Below are 21,672 nucleotides of genomic sequence, written 5' to 3' on the forward strand. Positions count from 1 at the left end.
TCTCTCAGACATTCCAAAAGAAAATGTAATCTTTTTAGAAAATTATAAGAAAAAAGATAAAGAAGTCATTGAGAAAAAACAAAAAATCGGAAACTGTAAGAATGTTACTGATGAGATTGACATAAGACCTTTTGGAGCAAATATCCACACCTTACTTTCTCACGGCTTTTTTATGAAAGATGGGCTTATGGGAGAATTTGCTAAAGATAGAATCAATGATGTATATAAATTTCTTTCAGATGAACATTATGATGGAGATATGACAACAGACAAAGCAAAACAAATTATTAAAATTATTGGTGAACCTGTACTGCAAAAAGAGCTTCAAAAACTATTTGATAAACAGACTCGTCTAAATATAGATGAGCAAATAAAAGCCCATGAAGAAGAGATAGCAAAACTTAAAGCTAAAAAAGAGCGACAATGATTAAAATAGAGATAACAGAAGATATTGTTGAAACTTTTTATAATGGCGTTAAAGATTATATTCGATTAGATGTTTTTTCAAAAAAAGACAAAGTATACTTTACGCAAGAAAAAATAAAAGAGATTATCACATGTAAACCTCAAAACTTTTCCAAATTATCAGATGAGATTAAAACACAGATAATCAACACTAAAAAAATGAAACTAGCGTTTATTGGTTCTCAAGAAAAAAGTAAAAATAAATCTGGTAATTTTAATGGTTATAATAAATTTTCTACAAAACATGAGAATGAATATAGAGCGTATGATTTAGCAGAAAAACTAAATATTAATGTATGCCCGTATTGCAATAAAAACTATACATATACTGTTATAGATAAATCTTCAAAAATAAAGAAAAAACAATATACACGACCTGACATTGACCATTTTTTACCAAAAGAAACTTATCCATATTTTGCACTGTCTATATATAATTTAATCCCATCCTGCCTAATATGTAATAGAACGATAAAGGGAAGTAAACCTTTTTCACCTGAGACTCATTTACACCCTTACATAGATAGCTTTAATGATATACACAAATTTTCCACCTCTAAGCCATTAAGTATGTGTAACAAGGCAACAGATTTTGATATTACCTTTGATGATGCCAGTGATGATGCAGATTTGTTAAAAAAAGCAAAAAATAATATTCAAGATTTTGTTTTGCTTCCACAGTATAATAAGCATAAAGATATTGTTTTAGAACTAAAAGAGAAACAGGAACTCTATAATCAAGCTTCTATTTCAAGTATTTTAAGTGATACAGAAGTTTTTAGAGATAGAGATGAAACATATTTAAAAGGCTTACTAATGGGTACTTCTTTAGAAGACAAAGATATAAACAAACGCCCTCTTAGTAAACTCATAAAAGACATCTCAGAGGAGCTAGATTTATTATGAAAGAGTTCCTCCCTAAAAACCTACCACTACCTCAAAACATAGAAACAACAAAAGTCCTAAAAAAAACCATTTCTGCAAACAGGGCTTTAGCGAAACTAAACGGTGTTGCTAAAATTATTCCCAACCAAAATATTTTAATAAACTCTTTGGTTCTGCAAGAAGCGAAAGATAGTAGTGAGATTGAAAATATCATTACTACACATGATGAGCTCTATAGAGCATCTTTAAATATCATGGATGTAACCAATGAAGCCAAAGAGGTTCAAAACTACTCTCACGCTCTTCTTTTGGGTTATGATTTGGTAAAAGAAAATCAACTACTTCTTAAAAAGTACATTGTTGAGATTCAAGAAGAGTTAGAGCAAAATAACGCTGGAGTTAGAAAACAGAGTGGAACTAATCTTAAAAATGCTCTTACTGGTGAAGTTGTTTTTATTCCACCGCAAAACTATGAAACTATTCAAAACCTTTTAGACAACCTTGAGAAGTTTATAAATGAACCTAGTGAAGTGGATCCTCTCATAGATATGGCTATTATTCACTATCAATTTGAGACTATTCACCCTTTTTATGATGGCAATGGCCGTACAGGTAGAATTATCAACATTTTATATCTTATTTTAAAAGATTTACTTGATATTCCTATTTTGTATCTAAGTAGATATATTATTGAGCATAAAAGTGATTACTATAGACTTCTTCAAGAGGTTAGAACTGAGGATAAAATGCAAGAGTGGATTTTGTATATTCTTGATGGGGTAGAACAAACTTCGTTAGAGACTATTGAGCTTGTTGAAAATATATATAAAATGATGGAAGAAACAACAAAAGAATTAAAAGATAAGCTACCTAAAATTTACTCTAAAGATTTGGTAGAAATTCTTTTTATGCACCCTTATACTAAGATAGATTTTTTAGTTGACATACTAGGTACAACAAGACAAACCGCATCAAAATATCTAAAAGAACTTGAGAACATTGGAATAATGCAAAGTATTCAAATTAAAAATAGTAAGTTTTTTATAAATATTAAACTTTATGCTATGTTACAAAAAAATATTTAATTTAACATAGCATTAGACCTATGTTAAAAAAACTCTATTTATTTAACATAGATTTATTATATGTCGAAAAAATAGAAAAATCTTAACATAGCTATAAAAAAAGGCAAAACAAACTATGAACTCCCTAAGCATATTTGGTACAAGCTCTGACGCTGGAAAGTCTACGCTTTCTTTTGCCATTACATACCTACTTCACCATCGCGGTATTAAGGTTGCCCCTTTTAAAGCACAGAATGTTTCTAACAACTCACAAGTTACAGATGCAGGTGGTGAAGTTGCTATTCCTCAGTACTTTGCGGCAGAAGCTATTGGGATGAAAACAACGCCCGACATTAATCCTGTTCTTTTAAAGTCAGGTGGCAAATCACAAGCTCACGTTATTGTTAACGGAGAGAGTGTTAGTAACAAAGATGTTTGGAGTTATTATCGTGATCTTGACACGCTTAAACCTCATGTAAAAAAAGCTTTTCTTCGACTTCAAGAAAAGTATGACTGTGTTGTTGCTGAGGGTGCTGGGAGTCCAGTTGAGTTAAACTTGATGGACAAAGACTTATCTAACATCTACGTTGCAGAGGAGTTTAACACTAAGATTGTCTTAGTAGCAGACATCCAAAGAGGTGGTGTTTTTGCTTCCATTTATGGTGTGTATCATCTCCTTCCAGAAAAGCTTCGTAAAAATGTCATTGGGGTTATTGTCAACAAGTTTCAAGGAGATATGTCTCTTTTTGATGAGGGTGTTACAATCATCGAAGAAAAATTCAAAATCCCAGTTTTAGGGGTAGTTCCATTTAAACCATTTAACCTTGGATTTGAAGATAGTGAATCTATCATGAACTATGTTCAAGACACTACTAAGGCTATCATAAAAGTAGGAGTGATTAAACTTCCTCACATCTCTAACTTTACCGACTTTGAGCCACTTATAGCTGATGGTGAAGTGGAGCTTTCTTTTCTCGTAAACCCTAGTGAAATCGACTCTTGTGATGTTGTTGTTTTACCCGGTACTAAAAGAGTTGTTGATGATTTAGGGTGGCTTAGAAAAAGAGGTTTTGAAAAAAAGCTCCAAGGTAAAACCGTAGTAGCTATTTGTGGCGGTTACGAGATGATGTATGAAAGTATTTTAGATCCAAAACAAATAGAATCCGAGAACAAAATAGTAAAAGGTTTTGGAATCTTTAGTGGTGGGGTAAGCTTTAAAAAGAAGAAAATCGTTAAAAAGAAAAAGTATAAACTCTTTGGTGTGAAACTCCAAGGTTATGAGATTCATAATGGGGTAACGCAAAAGATCGCACAAAGAAAGAAAAATGTCTACGGAACCTTTGTTCATGGGATTTTTGATAGCGATGCACTCCGCTACAAAATCTTTTCTAAAGTAAATAAATACTACAAAGGGTATAATTTCAAAAAGTATAAAAAGAAATCTATACATGAGTTTGCACAACACATCGAGCAACATGTAGATATAGAACGTATAGTGCAGGAACTAAATGACTAACATCTTAATCACAATAATCGCCTACTTTATCGACAAATTCTTTGGTGAATTTAAACGTTTTCGACATCCCGTAATGTATATGGGAGATATGATTAACTTCTATGAAGAGCGTTACTATAAAGATAGTGTGATTAATGGCTTCGGTCTTGTTGTTTTCATTGTTGTGAGTATCGGTGGGGTTGGTTTAGTAATCGAAGAGTTTTTAAGTTACTTTATCCCCATTTTGACTGTAAGTATCTCTGCGATTATCGCTTCTATGTTTATCGCGCGTAAGATGCTACATGATTCAGTTTATGCAATCATTGAAGCTGACAATAAAAAGGCTCTCGTAGCGCAACTTGTAAGTAGAGATACAAAAGATTTAAGTGAAAGTGATGTGTACAAAGCAGCCATTGAGACCTACGCAGAAAACCTAAGTGATGGGGTCATCGCTCCCATGTTTTACCTTTTACTCTTTGGGCTTCCTGGAATTTTAGTCTATAAAGCGATTAATACAATGGATTCTATGGTTGGATACAAAACCCAAAAGTATAAGCTATTTGGAAAAGCTGCAGCTCTTTTGGATGACGTAGTTAATTACGTCCCAGCGAGAATAACAGCTATGTTAATCATGCTTTTTGCTACCAAGCAGGACCTTTTTGCCTTCTATGAAGATGGAAAAAAACACGAAAGCCCAAATGCTGGCCACCCCATAACAGCTATGGCTTTAGCACTTGACATCAAACTAGGGGGAGATACTTCTTACTTTGGTAAAGTAAAGAAAAAAGCTTACTTTGGAAATGGAAGAGAAGAGATCACAGCAGACGATGTAAGAAAAGCCCTAAATCTACTTCCCAAATAATTTTCTAAAAAAGCCTGAAACACCTTTAAATCTAGTCTCATATAGGTACTCAATAAACTCTTTATAATCATGGTAACCATCATTGTGAAGCTTAAGTTCCAAAAACATCTCTGCTTCTCTTGGAGATTTTGTTCGCTCAAGATCTAATAGCTTTTTATAAATTACAGCTACATCTTGTACAATTTTTTTAGATACAGGATACCTTTTTGAACGATAACCGTACATCTTACGATTATCATCATATAATGGAAAATACTCTGAATACACCCAGTAGTATTTTCCATCTGCACGTTTATTTTGAACAACAGCCTTGTATTCTCTACCAACTTTTAAGTTATCCCATAAAAGTTTAAAAACTGTCTCTGGCATATCAACATGACGAATAATATTATGAGGAGATCCTACAAGTTTTGATATAGGGTGTCCTGAAAGTTCAGAAAAATCTTCATTCGCATATGTAATAACACCCAGTAAGTCTGTCTCAGATATTAACTCTTTTTTTCCACTTACTGTAAACTCTACATCTAATGGTCTTAGTCCTGTGATTGTTGGCATAAAATTTCCTATCATTTAAACATATTGCAACATTTTACTATATAATTCTAAAAAAATGAAAGATTATTATGAAAACATTTAATATTTTTACACATCACAAAGATGAACTTCCTCAAGGTAAAGCAGATTTCTTACTTGCTTCAAGTGTTACCCTCACATGTCAAATAGAGGGAATTACACAAGCTGGAATCCCTGGAAAAATTCCTCTTACCCCTACTCTAGATGGTGAATTTATCACAAATGAAAAAGTATTTTCTTTAGGCGAACTTGCTGAAACACCTACTGGTGTTCCTACTCCTGCACTCATTACAAGGGCTGTTCATAATCTTAGTCCTTTTTCTTCACTAGAGATTTTAGATTTAGGTTTGTCGGTGAAACCGCAAAGTGTTCATCTTCATAACTTTGACATTAATCCATCAGAGTCCATTGCTACTGGAGCCAAGATTGATGCCAAAGCAGTATTTATAAAGGGGATGGATTTTGGTAAGAGTTATGAGCTAAAAGGAAACTACCTTATACTCGGTGAAAGTACTCCCTCTGGAACTACAACAGCAGCTGCTTCATGTTTAGCACTTGGGTATACCTGTAAAAATGACTTCTCTTCTAGTTTTGCAGATGAGCCTAGTGCTATAAAAGCAGAAACTATACGTCAAGCAATCCGCCTCACAACACAAGAGATGAGTAACTTTGAAAAACTAAGCATAGTAAGTGATAACATGCTTCTTTTTTGTGCTGGTTTTTTACTTGAAGCTACAAGACGTTTTCATGTAGTTCTTGCGGGCGGAACACAAATGGCAGCATGTTTACTTATAGCTGACAAACTACGAGAAGACGTCTTAATGCAACTTAAATCAGATAACCTCACTCTTGCTACAACTAGCTGGGTAGCAAATGACACTTCTTCAGACATACAACATCTTCTCTCACATTTGAGTTATACACCTCACGCTATCTTCACCGAATTTAGTTTTGCAAATACTGAGATACCTATACTTAAAAAATACGATGAGGGTGAAGCAAAAGAAGGTGTTGGAGCTGGGGCTTGTTTAGCCTATGGTCTTGCCAATGGATTAAACAATGCCCAAATCCTCAACGAAATAGAGATTTTAATTTATGGGATGTAAGGCTCTTTTCATTGGTGGCATTAAATCTGGTAAGAGTAAAAATGCAGAAGAATATACTCTCAAAATTGCAAAAGAAAAACCAATCTATTTAGCCACAAATGAGTTTTTCGATGATGAAATGAAAAAACGTGTACAACTTCACAAAGAGCAAAGAGTAGACAACTTTAGCACTCTTGAAGAACCACTGAATTTAGCTAACATTATAAAACTACAACATAACGTAGTGTTAGTTGAGTGCGTTAGTATGTGGATTAACAATATGCTTTATCACAAGTTCAATGAAGAAGATATGCTCAAACAACTAGAAAAAATTGAACAAATGAACACGCAAACTATTTGGGTTATCAATGATGTAAGTTGTTCTGTTGTGAGTGAGAATAAGCTTGTTAGAGAATTTGTAGACATCAACGGTCGTATTTCACAATTTCTAGCTTCAAGATGTGAAGAAGTATATAACACCGTAGCTGGGATAAGTGTAAAAATAAAATAAGCTATGAAAACTTAGAGGCTATCGCCTCTAAGAAATAACTACCTACTTAAGTATACCTACTGCATAATCCTCTTGTAAAGATTTGTTTAACCAATACGCTACTTTTTTAAATGATTTATTTTTATTTCCATCCTCATTTACAAGTCTGTTTGCATGTGGTGTTTCAAACCCAAGATGGTAAATACCATCAGCTAAACTATTCATTACATTTGTGTTATAAGCAATACCTCTTGCTCCGTCATTTTGAATTCTATGATATCCTGTTTCTTCACCGTTTTCATCATCTCCATGAAGCTCTGCCCATAAAGATTGATAATGAGAAACTAGGTATTGATTTATAGTTTTTGCATCATCAGTACTTATATCATTGTCTGCCGCAACTCCTGTAGTTTTAATAGCTTCAACAATTAGTTTATTCATCTCATTTGCGGCATTAGCTCCTGCTCGAATATCTTCCATTGAAACTTTTAAAAGCAGACCTTGATCATTATAAATATATGGGACTATCTTATCAAATGTAGTTCCAGTAGTACCTTCTACTTCTTCATACTCAGGGTTGTTAAATTTACCTTCAAGTAAATCAGTTTTCAAAGCAGTATCTAACCACCATGCAACTTTTTCAAAGCTTTTATTTTTATTGCCATCTTCATTAAGAAGTCTGTTTTTATTGTTCGTTTCAAATCCAAGATGGTATATACCATCAGCAACAGAATTCATTACATTATCTGCAAACATTCTTGTATGTGCTCCATCATTTTGAACTGTATGATAGCCTGTCTCTTCATTGTTTTCATCATCTCCATGAAGACCTGCCCACTCCTCTTTATGATTGGAAACAAGATAGTTGTTTATAGTTCTAATGTCAGCAGTTGTAAGTTTGCCATCATTACCTAAACCCTCAGCTTTAATTGCTTCTACAATTAAATGATTCATACCATCAGCAGATGTAGCGCCCTCTCTCATATCTCCTGTAGATATTCGTCTTAAAAGACCTTGGTCATTAAAAATAGTCTTAACAATAATGTCTAGTTTTGTACCAGTAGTCCCTTCAACCTCTTCATAATCCGGATTGTTTAGTTCACCACTTGCTATATCAGCTTTCATAATTTCCCCAAGCCAGTAGCCGACTGTTGTAAAACTTTGTTGTTTTCTACCTGTATAGTCCGTAAGATTCTGCTGTTTTCTTTTTGCATTAGGACTATACGCTTCAAAACCAAGATTATATATGTGTCCCCACATATTCACTGCATTCGAATCTAAGATAGTAGTATTTGATCTCACACCTCTTCTGTTAACTGTATAAAAGCCAGTAGAATCATTTCCTGCATTTTGTCCTCTTAATTCATACCATGTGTTAGCATGATTTGTTACAAGATATGTATTAATTTCTCTTACATCAGCAATTGATAAAACACCATCATTTACTAAACCTTCCACTTTAATTGCTTCTTTTATCAAGGCATTCATTCCATCAATTGATGGTGTTGCAAGGTTTAAAGTACTCAATGGTAGCTTTGCTCTTTTTTCCAACCACCACTTAATACCTGTATCATTTTGCACAATATCTTTGATTTGATCGATTCCAGTAGGCTCTATAATTTCTTCAGCACTTGCACTAACACTTGCTAATAATGCAGTAGCTGCAATCATGCTTATAAATTTACTTTGAATTTTCATAATTTCCTCCTAAGGAAAAATACAAACAATGCGAAATTATATATAAAATAATAATACAAAGAGTTTTTAACTTTATATTATTATTGAGTATAAATTTTACATAGTAATGTAGAAGTTAAATGAAACAAAATCTGGGGAAAATGTTATAAAAATAGGATGGACAATTAATAGCAATAAGTGAAGTAACTTACTTTTAGATTAATTTGGTAACTTGGCAATCTCAAATACTTAAGACCCATAGCTTTCCGTCCTTGCTTCACAACAAGTTTGGCACAACAAATTATTATTTAAAAAACATATTAAAAATATACAAATCTTTAATTCTAGAAACTAGTCTATCAAAAAAACAATAAATACCATATGAAACTTGATATAATCCATTATGAAAATCTTCAAAGCCTTTGCTCTTGCCTTTAATATGTTAAGCATTTTTCCATTTTTTAAAGTACATAATTTTTTTAAAGGTATAAACGGATACTCAGTTATGTTTTATCCTCTTATTGGCTTTCTTTTAGGTTCTTTACTTTGGGGAGCACACACCTTACTAACACCTTACATACCCCCTTCTCATCTAGCAGTTTTTATCTTTAGTCTTTGGGTTCTTATAACTGGGGCACTTCACCTTGATGGGTTTTCAGATACCGTGGATGGACTATTTGTCAGTAAAGAAAAAGCGCTTGAAGTTATGAAAGATTCTCATGTTGGTGGTATGGGGATGACATTTACAGTTATATTTTTAGCTTTTAAATTATCTTCTGTCATTTATCTTAGTTTCTACCAGCTCATGTATTTACTTCCTATAATTTTGATGTTCTCTCGTCTTAATGCTACATTAGCAATCTATTTTTATGAGTATATTAGTAGTGGAGTTGGAAAACTTCTCAAAGAAGAGCTAGGTAAAAAACATCTGTTGTTCGCCGTTCTATACAGTCTAGCTTTAGCCTCCGTATTCCATGGAGTAGAACTATTTATTCTTTCAGTTTTAGTTTTAATCATAAGTGCAAGATTTTTCACATTAAGACTCAAAGGTCTTAATGGCGATATATATGGTTTTATCATTGAAGTCACAGAATTAGTTTTACTCAACTATCTCATAATCGTTCATTTCTCATGATAATCACACTTGTACGTCATGCTCAAGTAATAGAAAAGTACCAAGGCAAGTATAATGGTCATATAGATATTCCACTTTCAGAAAATGGCAAACTGCAAGCCATAGAAATAGCGAGAACTCTTAAAAATGAAAACTATGACGCTATCTACTGTTCTGACTTATTACGAGCAAAACAAACTTTAGCAGCTTTTGACCTTCAATTAACGCCTATATTTACAGAAAACTTACGAGAAAAATCTTGGGGTATTCACGAAGGAAAGAGTTTTCAAGAGATAGAAGAAAGTGGTATAAAATATATAAATTTTGAGCAATGGCTCAATGCTCTTGATGGTGAAAGCACACAAAATTATATAAAAAAAACTTATAACTATTTTCAAAAATACATTCTAAATAGCTCAAATCAAAATGTCCTTGTAATGACGCATTCAGGGCTTATTAAGAGTATTGTATCTCAGGTACTGAAGATTCCAATCGAAGAATCTTTTTCTAAAAGCCTACCCTACGCATCATATATAAAATTAGAAAAAGTAAATGATGTTTTTAGAATACTTTAGCTATAATATTTTTAAAATACTTTAAGTAATCAGGGTAAGAAATGTTTAATTCTGTCAAATCAAAAGTTATCATATCCATTGTTGGGGTAAGTATCCTCGGCTTAATCGGTATCTCCTCATATCTTTCATATACGCTCAATGATTTATCTCAAAAAACGACTAAACAATCTCTTGAAATGCTAAGTACATCAATATTTCAGACAATGACAGGGAGTATGATGCTCGGTGATCCTACTGTTGTTGAAGATGCCTTTAAGTCAGCAGAATCAATACACGGGATAGAATCCTTAGAAATAACACAATCACGTGCTGTACTTGAAGTATATGGTAATGGTAAAGTGTATACTTCAGACCCTTTACTCAGAGATGTTTTAGAAAATAAAACTACGAAAGTTATAGAAAAGAATGAAGATGGACATCATACAATTAGAAGAATTATACCTATGGTTGCTGAGGCAAAATGTTTATCATGCCACTACAACGCACAAGTAGGTAATGTACTTGGATCTATGGATATTGTTATCTCCCTTGACCAAATAGATAGCGATATTGCTACTACAGAAATGATTCTTTTTATCGCTTTAATTATTGCCCTCATAGTATTTGCTGTACTTGCTAGTATCTTCTTCGCAAAAGAAATTTTTTCACCTCTAAGCTCTTTACAGCAACGTACATCAGAGCTTGTCAGTGGAGATAAAGATTTAACAAAACGTCTTTCTTATTCACAAGGAAATGAGTTTGGAGAAGCTGCACATCAAGTAAATAACTTCATCAGTATGATACAAGGGACTGTCAACAACGTTAAAGACTTGGGAGTAGAAAACTACGAAATTGCACAAGAGCTACAACAAGCAAGTCACGTTATAGTCCAAAGTACAAAAAATGAACAAAAAATTGTTACCAAAACAACCCAAAGAAGCGAAGTAATACGAGAACTTCTATTAGAAGTAAGTGAAACTTCACAAAAAACACAAACAATGGTTGAAAATGCCAATGATGGTTTAACTTTAGCACAAGAATCATTAAATTCACTCTCTAGTGAAGTAAGCTCTTTTGTTGAGATTGAAAATGAATTATCTACTGAACTCTCAGGTCTTAAAAATAATGCAGATCAAGTAAAAAATGTACTTAGTGTAATCAAAGATATTGCCGAACAAACAAACCTTCTGGCTCTTAATGCGGCGATTGAAGCAGCACGGGCAGGAGAACACGGTCGTGGATTTGCTGTCGTTGCAGATGAAGTTCGTAAGCTTGCTGAGAGAACACAAAAATCACTCATAGAGATCGATATGAGTGTGAGTACTATCGTACAGTCAATCAATGATGTAAGCGATAAAATGAATAACAATGCAAAAAATATTGAAAAACTAGCAGAAATTTCTAGTGAAGTTGAAGATAAAATTTCTCTCACTTCAGAAGCAATGGACAGCTCGAATAAAGCCGCACATAAAGCAAGAGAAGATGGCGAAATAATGTCTAAAGAAATAGCAAATATTATTCATGATATTACAGAAATAGAAGCAATTTCAACAGCAAACGGAACAAGCGCTTTACATATAGAAGAAGACTTAGGAAAACTTGTAAGTATTGCAGAGTCTTTACAAAGTACTATTGAAGAGTTTCATAGTTAAAAGGTTAACGCCTAGGTCCTCTAGAGCGTCCATTACGATGTGTATAGTTCTTTTTAAAACAAGCCTGACAAATATTATAGTTTGTGTTTGCTGGCAAAGGCTTATGGCACAGTTTACACGTTTGCACAAAGTGACTCTGGTGAAGAGATTCTTCAATATATTTGTTTAAAACACCTCTCGATATTCTTGCTTTTTTCTCATCCACAAAATACTCATCAAACCGATAAGAAAGCCACAGATAAAGAGAGATTTCTTTGACCATATCTTCAGCACGTAAAAGTTCATCGGTAGTTTGTGCAAAACTTCCATAAAGAGTAGGTGATGTATAGAGTACAGGTCTTTTCCTCTCTAGTGAAGCGATGTACTCTTCATATGCACCAACAATATATGGAGATTTTAAAGTTAATGGCGCACATGCTAAATGGTACTTCATTGCTATATCTAAATCAAACTTATCTACTATTTCCGAAGCTAAAAGCATATCTTCAAGTGATGAAGCATGAAAAGGACCATTAAACTCCATGTTCTCAACAAAGAACTTTAAGATCTCTTCAAGTGAAGTCTCTTCTAGAATGCTTCCCACAAGTTTAATATGTTCTAAGTTTGCCATCACTTTAAAAGGGATTGTTATCGTTTTTGCTTCTTTGTAAAAGTTTTTTTGTACTATTTTTAAAGATTCAGGATTCAATGCTCCAACAAAACCCTCTTCATTCAGACCATAACGCCCTGCTCGACCCGAAATTTGGTGGATTTCTGATGGGTGAAGATTTCTCTGACTTATTCCATCAAATTTTTCAGCTTTTGAGAAAAGTATTGTTTTAATCGGAAGATTCATTCCCATGGCGATAGCATCAGTAGCAATTAAAATCTCTGTTTCCCCTTCTCGAAAACGTCTTGCTTCTTCACGTCTTACCTCTGGTGAAAGATTCCCATACACTACACTCACAGAAAAGTTTCTTGAAAAATTTTGTTTTAATCTCAGTACATCTTTTCGACTAAAAGCAATAATCGCAGTTCCCGCTTCAACATCTTTTGTATCTGTGAAAGTCTCCAGTAAACGTAAAGGGTTTTTCCTCTCAAACTCTTTGATTTCTAGCTCTTCACCGAGATACTCTGCCAGTGCTATAATCGCTTCTTTAGCATTTAGTGAACCTGTCATAATAATTTCTTTTGCAGGTGCCCCAATAATCGCATTTGCCCATGCCCAGCCACGATCACGGTCATCTAGCATTTGCACCTCATCGATGACACAAACATCTACATCCACGTCAAAGTTTAGCATCTCTATAGTTGAGCTTATATGCGTTGCTTCATCGTCTAGAATCTGCTCTTCCCCTGTAATAAGGGAAGATTCAATTCCTTGTTCTTTTAAACTCTCATACCCCTCTAACGCCAAAAGTCTTAATGGTGCAAGATAGTAGCCCGTATCAGCTTCACGAAGATGCTGCATGGCTTCATATGTTTTACCACTGTTAGTAGGCCCAATGTGAAGGGTTAGCTTTCTTCTCATCCCTCTTGCCATTGGAAAAAGGTTTTTAAAATCCCGTATAGTACGTGCTAAAAGAGCATGCCTTTGTTTCTTTATAAGTTCTTCTTGAATGTTATAAATAAAGATACGTGTTGTTTTCTTAACTATCTTTGGTGTTATAACAAGTGTTTTTGGAAGCAACTCTATAAGAAATCCATAGACTTTTAGATGAAGTTCTTCATCACTAAGGTGAAGTAAACTCGCATAGTTTCCACAAGAGAAAACAAGCTCCTTTAACTCAAGCTTGAAGTGCTCTTCATGCTCTTGTTTAGCAGTAAGTAAAACAGCAGAAAAATCTAGTGGCTCAGAGTTCCAAATTGACTCTAACAATCCATCCAGCTCTAGGTGAAGATCTAATTCATACTTTACATCTATTTCAGAAAAAGGGAGTCTTACTTTCTCTTGAACTTTAAGTAAAATTTCCTCATCATGAAGAACTAACTCAAGTACATCTAAATGTACCTCGATGAGGGATTTCAATATAGCTGCTTTTAAAGTAGGAAAATGTACCTTTGTTTTTGGTGGAGATACTCGCAAGGCAAAGACAATCTCTCTGTCTGTCAAGTAATCATGTGGACTTTTTAGGCCAGCAATGAATTTTTCTATATTTTTTTGCTTTAAAGCTGTTACTTCTTCTTTATCTTGCTCTAATTTCTCTACGATGCCTTCAATTTCTGTTTCATGAAGATATTTATACTCATATGGTTTAGTATTTAATGTAAGTATTTTATGAAAATGGTGTTCGTGAATTCTGTACTTTAGAGATGCATTAAATTCTAAAGAATCATCAATATCAAAAGTTCCATCAAGAGCTTTTTCCAGCTTTTCCTTTTTTACTTCAAAGCGAATATGACGTAATTTAGCTTCAATTTTTTCTAACGTCAGTTTCTTACTTCTCACATCCATAAAAGCTTCACGTAAAATTACTTCTTCTTCAAGACTAAGCTCAAACTCTCCAAGTAATTCATTGAGATTTTCATCTCTACCTACTGGAGCCTCTTTTATTTTTCCAGATAAGTACTCTACAGAATTGGCTTCAAAAAAGTCCAGTATGTTTTCCCGTAAGTCGCTGTCTGCTTGACTCCAAAGCATACGAATATTCTTTAGCATTGCTATTTTAGAAAATTCTACATCTAAAATACCCAATGCATGAAAGAGTTCACTTAAAGTTTGTGAGTCAACTCTTTCAACCCCTACATCAAAAGGATCATCATCGAAGTATTTTCGTATTTTTTGATTTATCTTAGAATTTTTTTTGTTCTTTTTTCCCATACGATATTGTAGCCATTTAAGAGTAAAGAGTACATTCATTATGCTAAAATAGTATTATGAAAATAAAAGGAAATGTATGGAAATTGTGCTTATTCTATCTTTTAGCTTTATAATTGTTCTTCTTGTTATTTGGATTTTTAAGCTTAAAAAAACTATCAAACAACACTTCATCACTGAAGATACACTTCTTTATGCAGCCGAGCATGATTCATTAACAGGACTGGCAAATGGTGTTCTTGTTGTGGATAGACTCAATCAATCCATAAAAAATGCACAAAGACATAAGAAAAAAATTGCTATTCTTTATCTTGGACTCGATCACTTTAAAGTACTTAATGATTCTTTGGGCTCAGATACTGGAGATGAACTTTTACAAGTTCTTTCAGAAAAACTTGTATCTTCTATCCGAAAAAGCGATACCGTAGCTCGACTTGGTGGAGATGAATTTATGATTATCCTTGATCATTTTGAGGACTCTAGTTTCATAGAATCAGTTGTTAGTAAAATAATGAATATTACAAAAGAACCATTTAGCATACAAGGTCACACTATTAATCTAACATATAGTGTTGGTGTGTCTATTTATCCTGAGGATAGCCAAGACTCTTCCTCTATACTTTCCAATGCATCTATTGCTATGCGTTGTGTAAAAGAAAATGGCCGGAACGACTACAAGTTTTATACCTCAGAACTAACAAACACAACATTGCGACGTCAAAAATTAGAAATAGCACTCTTAGAGTCTTTAGAAAATGAGCAAATGCAAGTATATTATCAACTACAAATAGATACTAAAGGCAATAAAATCCTCGGGATGGAGGCTTTACTAAGGTGGAATCATCCTCTACTAGGAGTTTTATTACCAAAAGATTTTTTACCTTTGGCACATAGTACTGGTTTTATACTTACATTGGAGGAATGGGCAATGCAAACTGCTCTTGCACAATACAAACAATGGCATAAACAATCTTTATATACGGGAAAATTATCACTTAATATATCTGCTAAACGGCTTCAAGACAGCAAGTTTCTTCCGTCTCTTGCCAATCTTATTAACCGAGATCCAGAGATAAAAAAATACCTATGTTTTGAGCTTCTAGAAGCAGAAGTAATGCAAAACCCTAAGGCCTATGTAAAAACTTTAGAAAAACTTTCTCGATTTGGGATTGGTCTATCCTTAGACAGTTTTGCGAGTTCCAACACAAAGCTTGCCTCTTTAAATACAATGTTTATAGATACAATAAAAATAAACCCTTCTCTACTAAATGGACTAGAAAAAAATATTGAACTTCTTAAATCAATTATTTCTTTAGCAAAGCATTTTAATTTAAATCTCATTGCAGTAGGTGTTCAAACAAAAGAACAGCTTAGTTTTCTTCAAGAAAATGCTTGTACTCAAATTCAAGGTAATCTTTATCATAAACCTGCAAGTGCATTTGAAATTGAAAAAAAACTACAGGATATCTTAAAGTGAGTAATATGAAAAAATACCCAGATCAATGGACCCAAAAAGATTTTCTTAAAAATAAAATCAAACTTGAAAAAGAAGGGATAAAAGTCCTATTAATAGATACTATTCTCTCTCCTATAGACAAAGCAGAGACTACTGTATACAACCGGCATGAGCTAAAGACTCAGCCAGAAGAAAGTGTATTTGTCTTTTATTGCGACAGTGGGAAGGCAACACTCGATAGACTTAAAGAGTATAAAGAAAATTTTCCAAAGCAACACTGTATATCACTCAAGGGTGGACGAGGATATTGGAGAAAAAATATGATGATATTGGATGAAGATGATAATAGCTAACATACACAAAGAGTTGCTAGATGAGTTTGTACTGTGTTTAGATGAGAAAAGGTACTATGATGCACATGAAGCACTCGAAGAAATTTGGTTTCCCAGACGTTTTGAAGAGAATAATGAGATACATTTACTCAAAGGCTTCATTAACGCATCTGTGAGTTTTGAGCTTAGAAAAAAAAACAAGCTGCCCCAAAGTAAAAAAGTATGGAAAAATTATCTCAAATATCGACCTTTACTATACAAAGTGACTTCACCACACAGTAATCAATACCATTCTATTTCTAGATACCTAGAAAAAATCAATACTAACTTCTAAAACCTTCGAATTACTCACATCTCTTAGATATAATACGCCAAATTTAATTCGGAGACAATTATGGAAGATGTAAATATAGAGGTAGCAACGCAAGAGGTATCCAAATACACAGACATCGCAATAATGTATGGAAGTGAATATGGTTTAAAAATCATTTCTGCACTACTTATATTTGTTATAGGAAAATGGTTTGTAGCTAGACTCACAAAAGTTGTAAAAACTCTTATGGAAAAAGCCAAAGTAGATCAAACTTTAGTTGAGTTTGGTGAAAGTTTAATTTACTTTATCCTTATGCTTGTAGTTGTTCTTGCATCTCTAAACTCTTTAGGTGTAAATACTACCTCATTTGTAGCTATTTTTGGTGCTGCTGGTCTTGCTATTGGTTTGGCACTTCAAGGGTCATTAGCAAATATTGGAGCTGCCGTTCTTATTATTGTGTTTCGTCCATTTAAAGTTGGTGACTTCATAGAAGCTGGTGGAGCAACAGGTACAGTTGATGATGTAAATCTTTTTTCAACTATTATTTCACCACTAGATAATCGTACTGTTATTGTTCCAAATGCATCAATCATTGGTGGCAACATAACAAATTTTTCAACTAAAAAACAAAGACGTGTTGACCATGTTTTTGGTATTGGTTATGGTGATGATTTAAAACTTGCAAAAAATACTTTAATGGAAATCATGCAAGCTGATGAGAGAGTTTTAAGCGAACCTGCTCCATTTGTTGCAGTAAGTGAACTAGGGGACAGCAGTGTAAACTTTGTATTTCGTGCATGGGTAGCAACTGATGACTATTGGGCTGTATATTTTGATATGCTTGAAACAGTAAAACTTACATTTGATGAGAAAGGAATCTCTATACCTTATCCTCAAATGGATATTCACAATCCACAAAAGGAAGCGTAATCATGAAAAAATATTCACTACTTTTACTCACCCTTAGTAGCGTACTTTTAGCTAATAATTTAAGCACTCAAGAACAAATTGCACAAGCAAAAGCTAAAATAGCTGAGCTTCAGGCAAATGTTACAAAACTTGAATCTAGCCTACCAAAAAATATAGAAAAAGAAAAAATGGCTCAATTAGCAGAACAAGAGAAAAAGAATGCTTTTGTAACACATACTGAGTTAGGTTTTATATCAACGTCTGGGAACACAGATACAACAAACTACAATCTCGATTTAAGCGTAAAAAAGAACTGGGATAAACATGTATTTGCCTTAACTTTTGATGGTCAATATGCTGATGACAATGGTATAGAAACAAAAAATAAGTTTTTTTCTGAACTATCATATGACTATGAGTTCACAGAGAGATTCGCTTTTAATTATTTAGTTGGATACAAAGATGATAAATTTTCAGGCTACAACTACCAATCATATACAGGACCCGGTATTAAATATAAAGCGATTAAAGAAGAAAATCATAACCTTAGCTTAGAGGGGAATATTCTATACTCTCAAGATGAGTTAGAACTTACATCAAAGACTTCAAACTACGGTTCATTTAGAGCTAAAGGTGTTTACGAATGGCAGATTCTTGAGAACTTAAAATTTGCACAAGACCTAAGCTATAGAACGGAACTAGAGGACTCAAATAATTATTTTGTATACTCAAAAACTGCTTTTATAAGTAAAATATCTGATATTTTTTCATTTGGTATCAACTATAAGATAGATTATGTAAATGCACCCCCAGCATCTACGCAACACTCAGATAAGACTTTAACCGCCAATCTTATCGCTGACTATTAGTACTTAAGAGTTTCCCTTACTTCTTTGTGCGTGAAAACGTAAAGATACAAAAGCTAAAAAAGCAATGAGAGCTGAACTTAAAAACAGCTCTCTTGGAAAAATCTCATAAATATACCCTGCAAGTAGAGCACCACTAAAACCACCTAATCCATATGTAATTCCTGAAAAAAACTGCTGCGCTAAAGCCTGATGTTTGTATGTATGAAACAAGTAGCTAATCGCAGCTGAATGAAAAAGTGCAAATGAAAGTGCATGTAATGATTGGCTAAAAAATAAAACTACTAAATCTTGAGGAAAAGCATAGACTAAGAACCATCGAATCGCTGATGCGAATGTTGTAATTTGTAAGATTGTTAAAAGGTTATTTTGTAAAAACCTTCCTTGAGAAAATAGCATCACAATCTCCATTATAACACCAAAGCTCCACAAATAAATAGTCATATCTAAACTCACACCAAAGTCTGTTTCATAGATGGTAAAGAAGTTATAAAAGGAACCAAAACTCACTTGCATCAGGGTAAGTCCTAACCATAATTTCCAATCCGCTAAAAGATTAATGTCGTTTTTAATTTCTTCTTTTTTTACACGCTTAGCATGTGCGTTTAATACAATAACAAAAGCAATTACTGCGGTTGCACCTGTTGCTAAGAGTAAGTAGTTTAAAGCTATAACAGGAGCCGAGAGGTACTTCACCAAAACTAAGGCTACAAGCACAAAACCAACCGAACCAAAGAGTCTCACTTTCCCGTATCTCTCCTTTCCAATTACGCTAAGAGAAATCACTTCTATATATGGCAAGATAACACTCAACCCAATCCCTAATCCAATGTTAGAAAAAAGAAGTTTATAAAAGCTATCAAGTGAAAAGTAAAAACTCACTGCGCTCAAAAGCATAATAGCAAGTGCAAAATTAAAACTTTTCAAGTCAATCTTCAAACCTTTAATAAAAGCAAAAGGAAGGATGAAACGAACGAGTGGACCAGCTGCAAAAATAATCCCAATTTCACTCGCAGAGTAGCCACTCATAGCTAGCACTTTAGGCATGAAGATTATGTATACACCGATAATTGCAAAGTAAAAAAAATAAAATGTTGATAATAATATTGGCATAGGTGATTATAACTGAAATCCAATATTTCTGTGCTATAATTAAAAGATATAATTAAAAGACAAACAGGGGTTTGTATGCTAAAACAAATGAGTAAAAATAACTTTATAATTTCAAAAACAGATTTAAAAGGTCGTCTCACATACGCTAACAAAATCTTTATGGAGATGGGTGAGTATTCAGAAGAAGAGCTTCTTACCCAGCCTCACAGTATCATACGTCACCCAAGTATGCCAAAGGCAGTATTTAAACTTCTATGGGATATAATTCAAAGTGGAGATGAAATTTTTGCTTTCGTACTTAATAAAACAAAAAACAACAATGAATATTGGGTTTATGCAAATGTAACTCCTTCTCGTGATGAAAATGGAAACACTATTGCCTATTATTCTGTTAGAAGAATGCCCAATCCAAAAGCCCTAGAAATCATTACTCCACTGTACTCCCAAATGCTACAAGCCGAAAAATCTGGTGGAATTAATGCTGGGATGAAAATACTTACAGATATTTTACATGAAAAAGGAGTGAGCTACAATGAATTTATCATCACTATTCAAGGATAAACAAACACTTCTACTACGCAGTACACTTTTGGGAGTAATCATTTTTGGCCTAGTTGCAAATAACTATATACTCAGTGGCATTGTATTTCTTATCTGTGTTGTTGCGTGGTTTGTGCCATCATCTTCAAATGCAAAAAAGCAATCCTCTTTACAAGAACAAATGTATAAAGTTATAACAGCAGCAGCACAAGGTAAACTAGAAGATCGTGTTACCCATATTCCAGATGACAATTCTAATGAAGCCTCATTTGCTTGGGCAATAAATGATACCCTTGATCAGATTGAAGCTTTTATGCGTGATGCGGCTACCACCATGGCGAATGCTTCAGAGGGAAAAACACACAGACGAACTTACCCTTCTGGACTTCATGGACTTTTTCATACAACAGCAAGTGATATAAACAATGCTATTGCATCCATTGCTGCTGGCTATGAAACAAGAATTATAGGTAAAATGGCACTGAGTTTCTCTACTCTAGGTGGTGGAATAAGTGAAGGACTTGTAGTAATTCAAAATGATATTAGCAGAAGTTCTAATGATGCTAATGACATCGTTAGGGTATCCCAAAAAACATCTGATGAGTCTTCAAAAAGTTTAGAAGGAGTAGTTCAAATAGGTTCAATGCTTAGTAGTTTACTTGAGTTAATCGAATCTAGTCACGAAGGAATTATTAGTCTAGAACAACGCTCAGGAGAAATTTCTACTATTGTTGGTCTCATTAAAGATATTGCCGATCAAACAAACCTACTTGCTTTAAATGCCGCTATTGAAGCAGCGCGAGCTGGTGAACATGGACGTGGATTTGCTGTTGTTGCAGACGAGGTTAGAAAACTTGCTGAACGTACCCAAAAAGCAACTTCTGAGATTGAAATGAGCATTTCAACACTTCAGCAAGAATCTAATGATATAAGAAATAACTCTGATAAAATTTCAGATATCGCGCAAAACTCTAATAATGTTGTTAGTAAATTTGAGAGTACATTTACAGAACTCACTTCTCTTGCGGCTGACTCCTACGCATCTGCAATTAATGTACAAAACCGTCTTTTCACAACACTTGTTAAAGTCGATCACATCATCTTTAAATCAAATGCATACTCAACAGTTTTAGCCTCTGATGCTACTAAAGAATTTGCCGATCATCACAACTGTCGTATGGGTAAATGGTACTTAGGTTTAGGTAAAGAAAGATTTGGACATACTAAATCATTTGCAGCAATGGATCGACCTCACGCTCTTGTTCATGAAAGTGTATTTAAAAACTTAGAATATGTAAAAGCTAAAACAACATTAAAATTTAATAACCCTACACTTATTGAAGATAACTTCAAAGTTATGGAAAATGCATCACAAGAACTCTATGTTAATCTTGATGGTATGCTAGACGAATTTGATGCAGGTAATTAAT

21 protein-coding genes, 1 pseudogene and 1 riboswitch are annotated in these 21,672 nt (G+C 33.7%); of the genes and pseudogenes, 18 read left to right on the forward strand and 4 right to left on the reverse strand.

What is annotated here, in order from left to right; translation table 11 throughout:
- The 5 genes from ACI9TV_RS06845 to cbiB all read left to right on the forward strand — a co-directional run.
- The coding region (locus tag ACI9TV_RS06845) for a hypothetical protein (protein WP_415250029.1) at window positions 1-427 on the forward strand (427 nt) is incomplete at its 5' end.
- Window positions 424-1,371, forward strand: coding sequence for a hypothetical protein (locus ACI9TV_RS06850; protein WP_415250030.1), 948 nt, complete (start codon window positions 424-426; stop codon window positions 1,369-1,371). The genes ACI9TV_RS06845 and ACI9TV_RS06850, both read left to right, overlap by 4 nt.
- Window positions 1,368-2,435, forward strand: coding sequence for a Fic family protein (locus tag ACI9TV_RS06855; protein ID WP_415250031.1), 1,068 nt, complete (start codon window positions 1,368-1,370; stop codon window positions 2,433-2,435). The genes ACI9TV_RS06850 and ACI9TV_RS06855 overlap by 4 nt, the downstream gene beginning before the upstream one ends.
- A gap of 115 nt (window positions 2,436-2,550) precedes the next feature.
- Window positions 2,551-3,930 (forward strand): cobyric acid synthase, encoded by a 1,380-nt coding sequence (locus tag ACI9TV_RS06860; RefSeq protein ID WP_415250032.1) that lies wholly within the window; start codon window positions 2,551-2,553, stop codon window positions 3,928-3,930.
- A complete protein-coding gene (gene cbiB, locus ACI9TV_RS06865; RefSeq protein WP_415250033.1) occupies window positions 3,923-4,771 on the forward strand; it encodes an adenosylcobinamide-phosphate synthase CbiB in 849 nt (282 codons plus the stop codon). The genes ACI9TV_RS06860 and cbiB overlap by 8 nt, the downstream gene beginning before the upstream one ends.
- Here cbiB and ACI9TV_RS06870 read toward each other — a convergent pair.
- Entirely contained in the window at window positions 4,757-5,326 is a 570-nt protein-coding gene (locus tag ACI9TV_RS06870; protein ID WP_415250034.1) for a PAS domain-containing protein, read from the reverse strand. The two genes, cbiB and ACI9TV_RS06870, sit on opposite strands and share 15 nt — an antisense overlap.
- Before the next feature lie 68 nt (window positions 5,327-5,394).
- Here ACI9TV_RS06870 and ACI9TV_RS06875 point away from each other — a divergent pair, with 68 nt between their 5' ends.
- Together ACI9TV_RS06875 and ACI9TV_RS06880 are read left to right on the forward strand one after the other, a co-directional pair.
- Window positions 5,395-6,450: a nicotinate-nucleotide--dimethylbenzimidazole phosphoribosyltransferase gene (locus tag ACI9TV_RS06875; RefSeq protein WP_415250035.1), complete on the forward strand. Its 1,056-nt coding sequence runs from the start codon at window positions 5,395-5,397 to the stop codon at window positions 6,448-6,450.
- Window positions 6,440-6,940 carry a bifunctional adenosylcobinamide kinase/adenosylcobinamide-phosphate guanylyltransferase gene (locus ACI9TV_RS06880; protein ID WP_415250036.1) on the forward strand — a complete coding sequence of 167 codons (501 nt, stop codon included), beginning with the start codon at window positions 6,440-6,442 and terminating at the stop codon, window positions 6,938-6,940. The genes ACI9TV_RS06875 and ACI9TV_RS06880 overlap by 11 nt, the downstream gene beginning before the upstream one ends.
- Before the next feature lie 42 nt (window positions 6,941-6,982).
- On the opposite strand, the gene ACI9TV_RS06885 is transcribed toward ACI9TV_RS06880, so the two are convergent.
- Entirely contained in the window at window positions 6,983-8,617 is a 1,635-nt protein-coding gene (locus ACI9TV_RS06885) for a hypothetical protein (protein WP_415250037.1), read from the reverse strand.
- Window positions 8,618-8,819: 202 nt separating this feature from the next.
- A riboswitch (cyclic di-GMP riboswitch) is annotated at window positions 8,820-8,899 on the reverse strand.
- Window positions 8,900-8,999: 100 nt separating this feature from the next.
- Here ACI9TV_RS06885 and ACI9TV_RS06890 point away from each other — a divergent pair.
- From ACI9TV_RS06890 to ACI9TV_RS06900, 3 genes are read left to right on the forward strand one after another with little or no spacing between them, the layout of a single operon-like run.
- Entirely contained in the window at window positions 9,000-9,731 is a 732-nt protein-coding gene (locus tag ACI9TV_RS06890; RefSeq protein ID WP_415250038.1) for an adenosylcobinamide-GDP ribazoletransferase, read from the forward strand.
- On the forward strand, window positions 9,728-10,285 hold the full coding sequence (locus ACI9TV_RS06895) for a histidine phosphatase family protein (protein WP_415250039.1): 558 nt from the start codon (window positions 9,728-9,730) through the stop codon (window positions 10,283-10,285). Before ACI9TV_RS06890 ends, ACI9TV_RS06895 begins: the two co-directional genes overlap by 4 nt.
- Before the next feature lie 41 nt (window positions 10,286-10,326).
- Window positions 10,327-11,916 (forward strand): methyl-accepting chemotaxis protein, encoded by a 1,590-nt coding sequence (locus ACI9TV_RS06900; RefSeq protein WP_415250040.1) that lies wholly within the window; start codon window positions 10,327-10,329, stop codon window positions 11,914-11,916.
- Window positions 11,917-11,920: 4 nt separating this feature from the next.
- Here the strand turns inward: ACI9TV_RS06900 and ACI9TV_RS06905 are convergent, their stop codons facing one another.
- Window positions 11,921-14,755, reverse strand: a complete 2,835-nt coding sequence (locus tag ACI9TV_RS06905; RefSeq protein ID WP_415250041.1) for a helicase-related protein — start codon at window positions 14,753-14,755, stop codon at window positions 11,921-11,923.
- A gap of 37 nt (window positions 14,756-14,792) precedes the next feature.
- Between ACI9TV_RS06905 and ACI9TV_RS06910 the strand changes: the two genes are divergently transcribed.
- From ACI9TV_RS06910 to ACI9TV_RS06930, 5 genes are read left to right on the forward strand one after another with little or no spacing between them, the layout of a single operon-like run.
- Window positions 14,793-16,190, forward strand: a complete 1,398-nt coding sequence (locus ACI9TV_RS06910) for a putative bifunctional diguanylate cyclase/phosphodiesterase (RefSeq protein ID WP_415250042.1) — start codon at window positions 14,793-14,795, stop codon at window positions 16,188-16,190.
- A gap of 5 nt (window positions 16,191-16,195) precedes the next feature.
- The gene (locus tag ACI9TV_RS06915; RefSeq protein ID WP_415250043.1) at window positions 16,196-16,522 is read left to right on the forward strand and encodes a hypothetical protein; all 327 of its coding nucleotides are present in this window, start codon (window positions 16,196-16,198) and stop codon (window positions 16,520-16,522) included.
- Window positions 16,509-16,835, forward strand: a complete 327-nt coding sequence (locus ACI9TV_RS06920) for a DUF309 domain-containing protein (RefSeq protein WP_415250044.1) — start codon at window positions 16,509-16,511, stop codon at window positions 16,833-16,835. The genes ACI9TV_RS06915 and ACI9TV_RS06920 overlap by 14 nt, the downstream gene beginning before the upstream one ends.
- Before the next feature lie 60 nt (window positions 16,836-16,895).
- Window positions 16,896-17,744, forward strand: a complete 849-nt coding sequence (locus ACI9TV_RS06925; RefSeq protein ID WP_415250045.1) for a mechanosensitive ion channel family protein — start codon at window positions 16,896-16,898, stop codon at window positions 17,742-17,744.
- 2 nt (window positions 17,745-17,746) lie between these two features.
- Window positions 17,747-18,592, forward strand: a complete 846-nt coding sequence (locus tag ACI9TV_RS06930) for a DUF481 domain-containing protein (RefSeq protein WP_415250046.1) — start codon at window positions 17,747-17,749, stop codon at window positions 18,590-18,592.
- Between the two features lie 3 nt (window positions 18,593-18,595).
- On the opposite strand, the gene ACI9TV_RS06935 is transcribed toward ACI9TV_RS06930, so the two are convergent.
- Complete coding sequence (locus tag ACI9TV_RS06935; RefSeq protein WP_415250047.1) at window positions 18,596-19,702, reverse strand: MFS transporter; 1,107 nt, start codon at window positions 19,700-19,702, stop codon at window positions 18,596-18,598.
- Window positions 19,703-19,777: 75 nt separating this feature from the next.
- On the opposite strand from ACI9TV_RS06935, the gene ACI9TV_RS06940 reads away from it, so the two are divergent.
- The 3 genes and pseudogenes from ACI9TV_RS06940 to ACI9TV_RS06950 all read left to right on the forward strand — a co-directional run bounded on the left by ACI9TV_RS06940 (window position 19,778) and on the right by ACI9TV_RS06950 (window position 21,671).
- Entirely contained in the window at window positions 19,778-20,263 is a 486-nt protein-coding gene (locus ACI9TV_RS06940) for a PAS domain-containing protein (protein WP_415250048.1), read from the forward strand.
- Window positions 20,264-20,960: 697 nt separating this feature from the next.
- Window positions 20,961-21,203 (forward strand): annotated as a pseudogene (locus tag ACI9TV_RS06945) (methyl-accepting chemotaxis protein); the annotation flags it as partial.
- Window positions 21,204-21,341: 138 nt separating this feature from the next.
- The gene (locus ACI9TV_RS06950) at window positions 21,342-21,671 is read left to right on the forward strand and encodes a CZB domain-containing protein (RefSeq protein ID WP_415250068.1); all 330 of its coding nucleotides are present in this window, start codon (window positions 21,342-21,344) and stop codon (window positions 21,669-21,671) included.
- Window position 21,672 lies beyond the last annotated feature (1 nt).

It is taken from the genome of Sulfurimonas sp. (assembly GCF_047622445.1).
Taxonomy (GTDB): Bacteria; Campylobacterota; Campylobacteria; order Campylobacterales; family Sulfurimonadaceae; genus Sulfurimonas.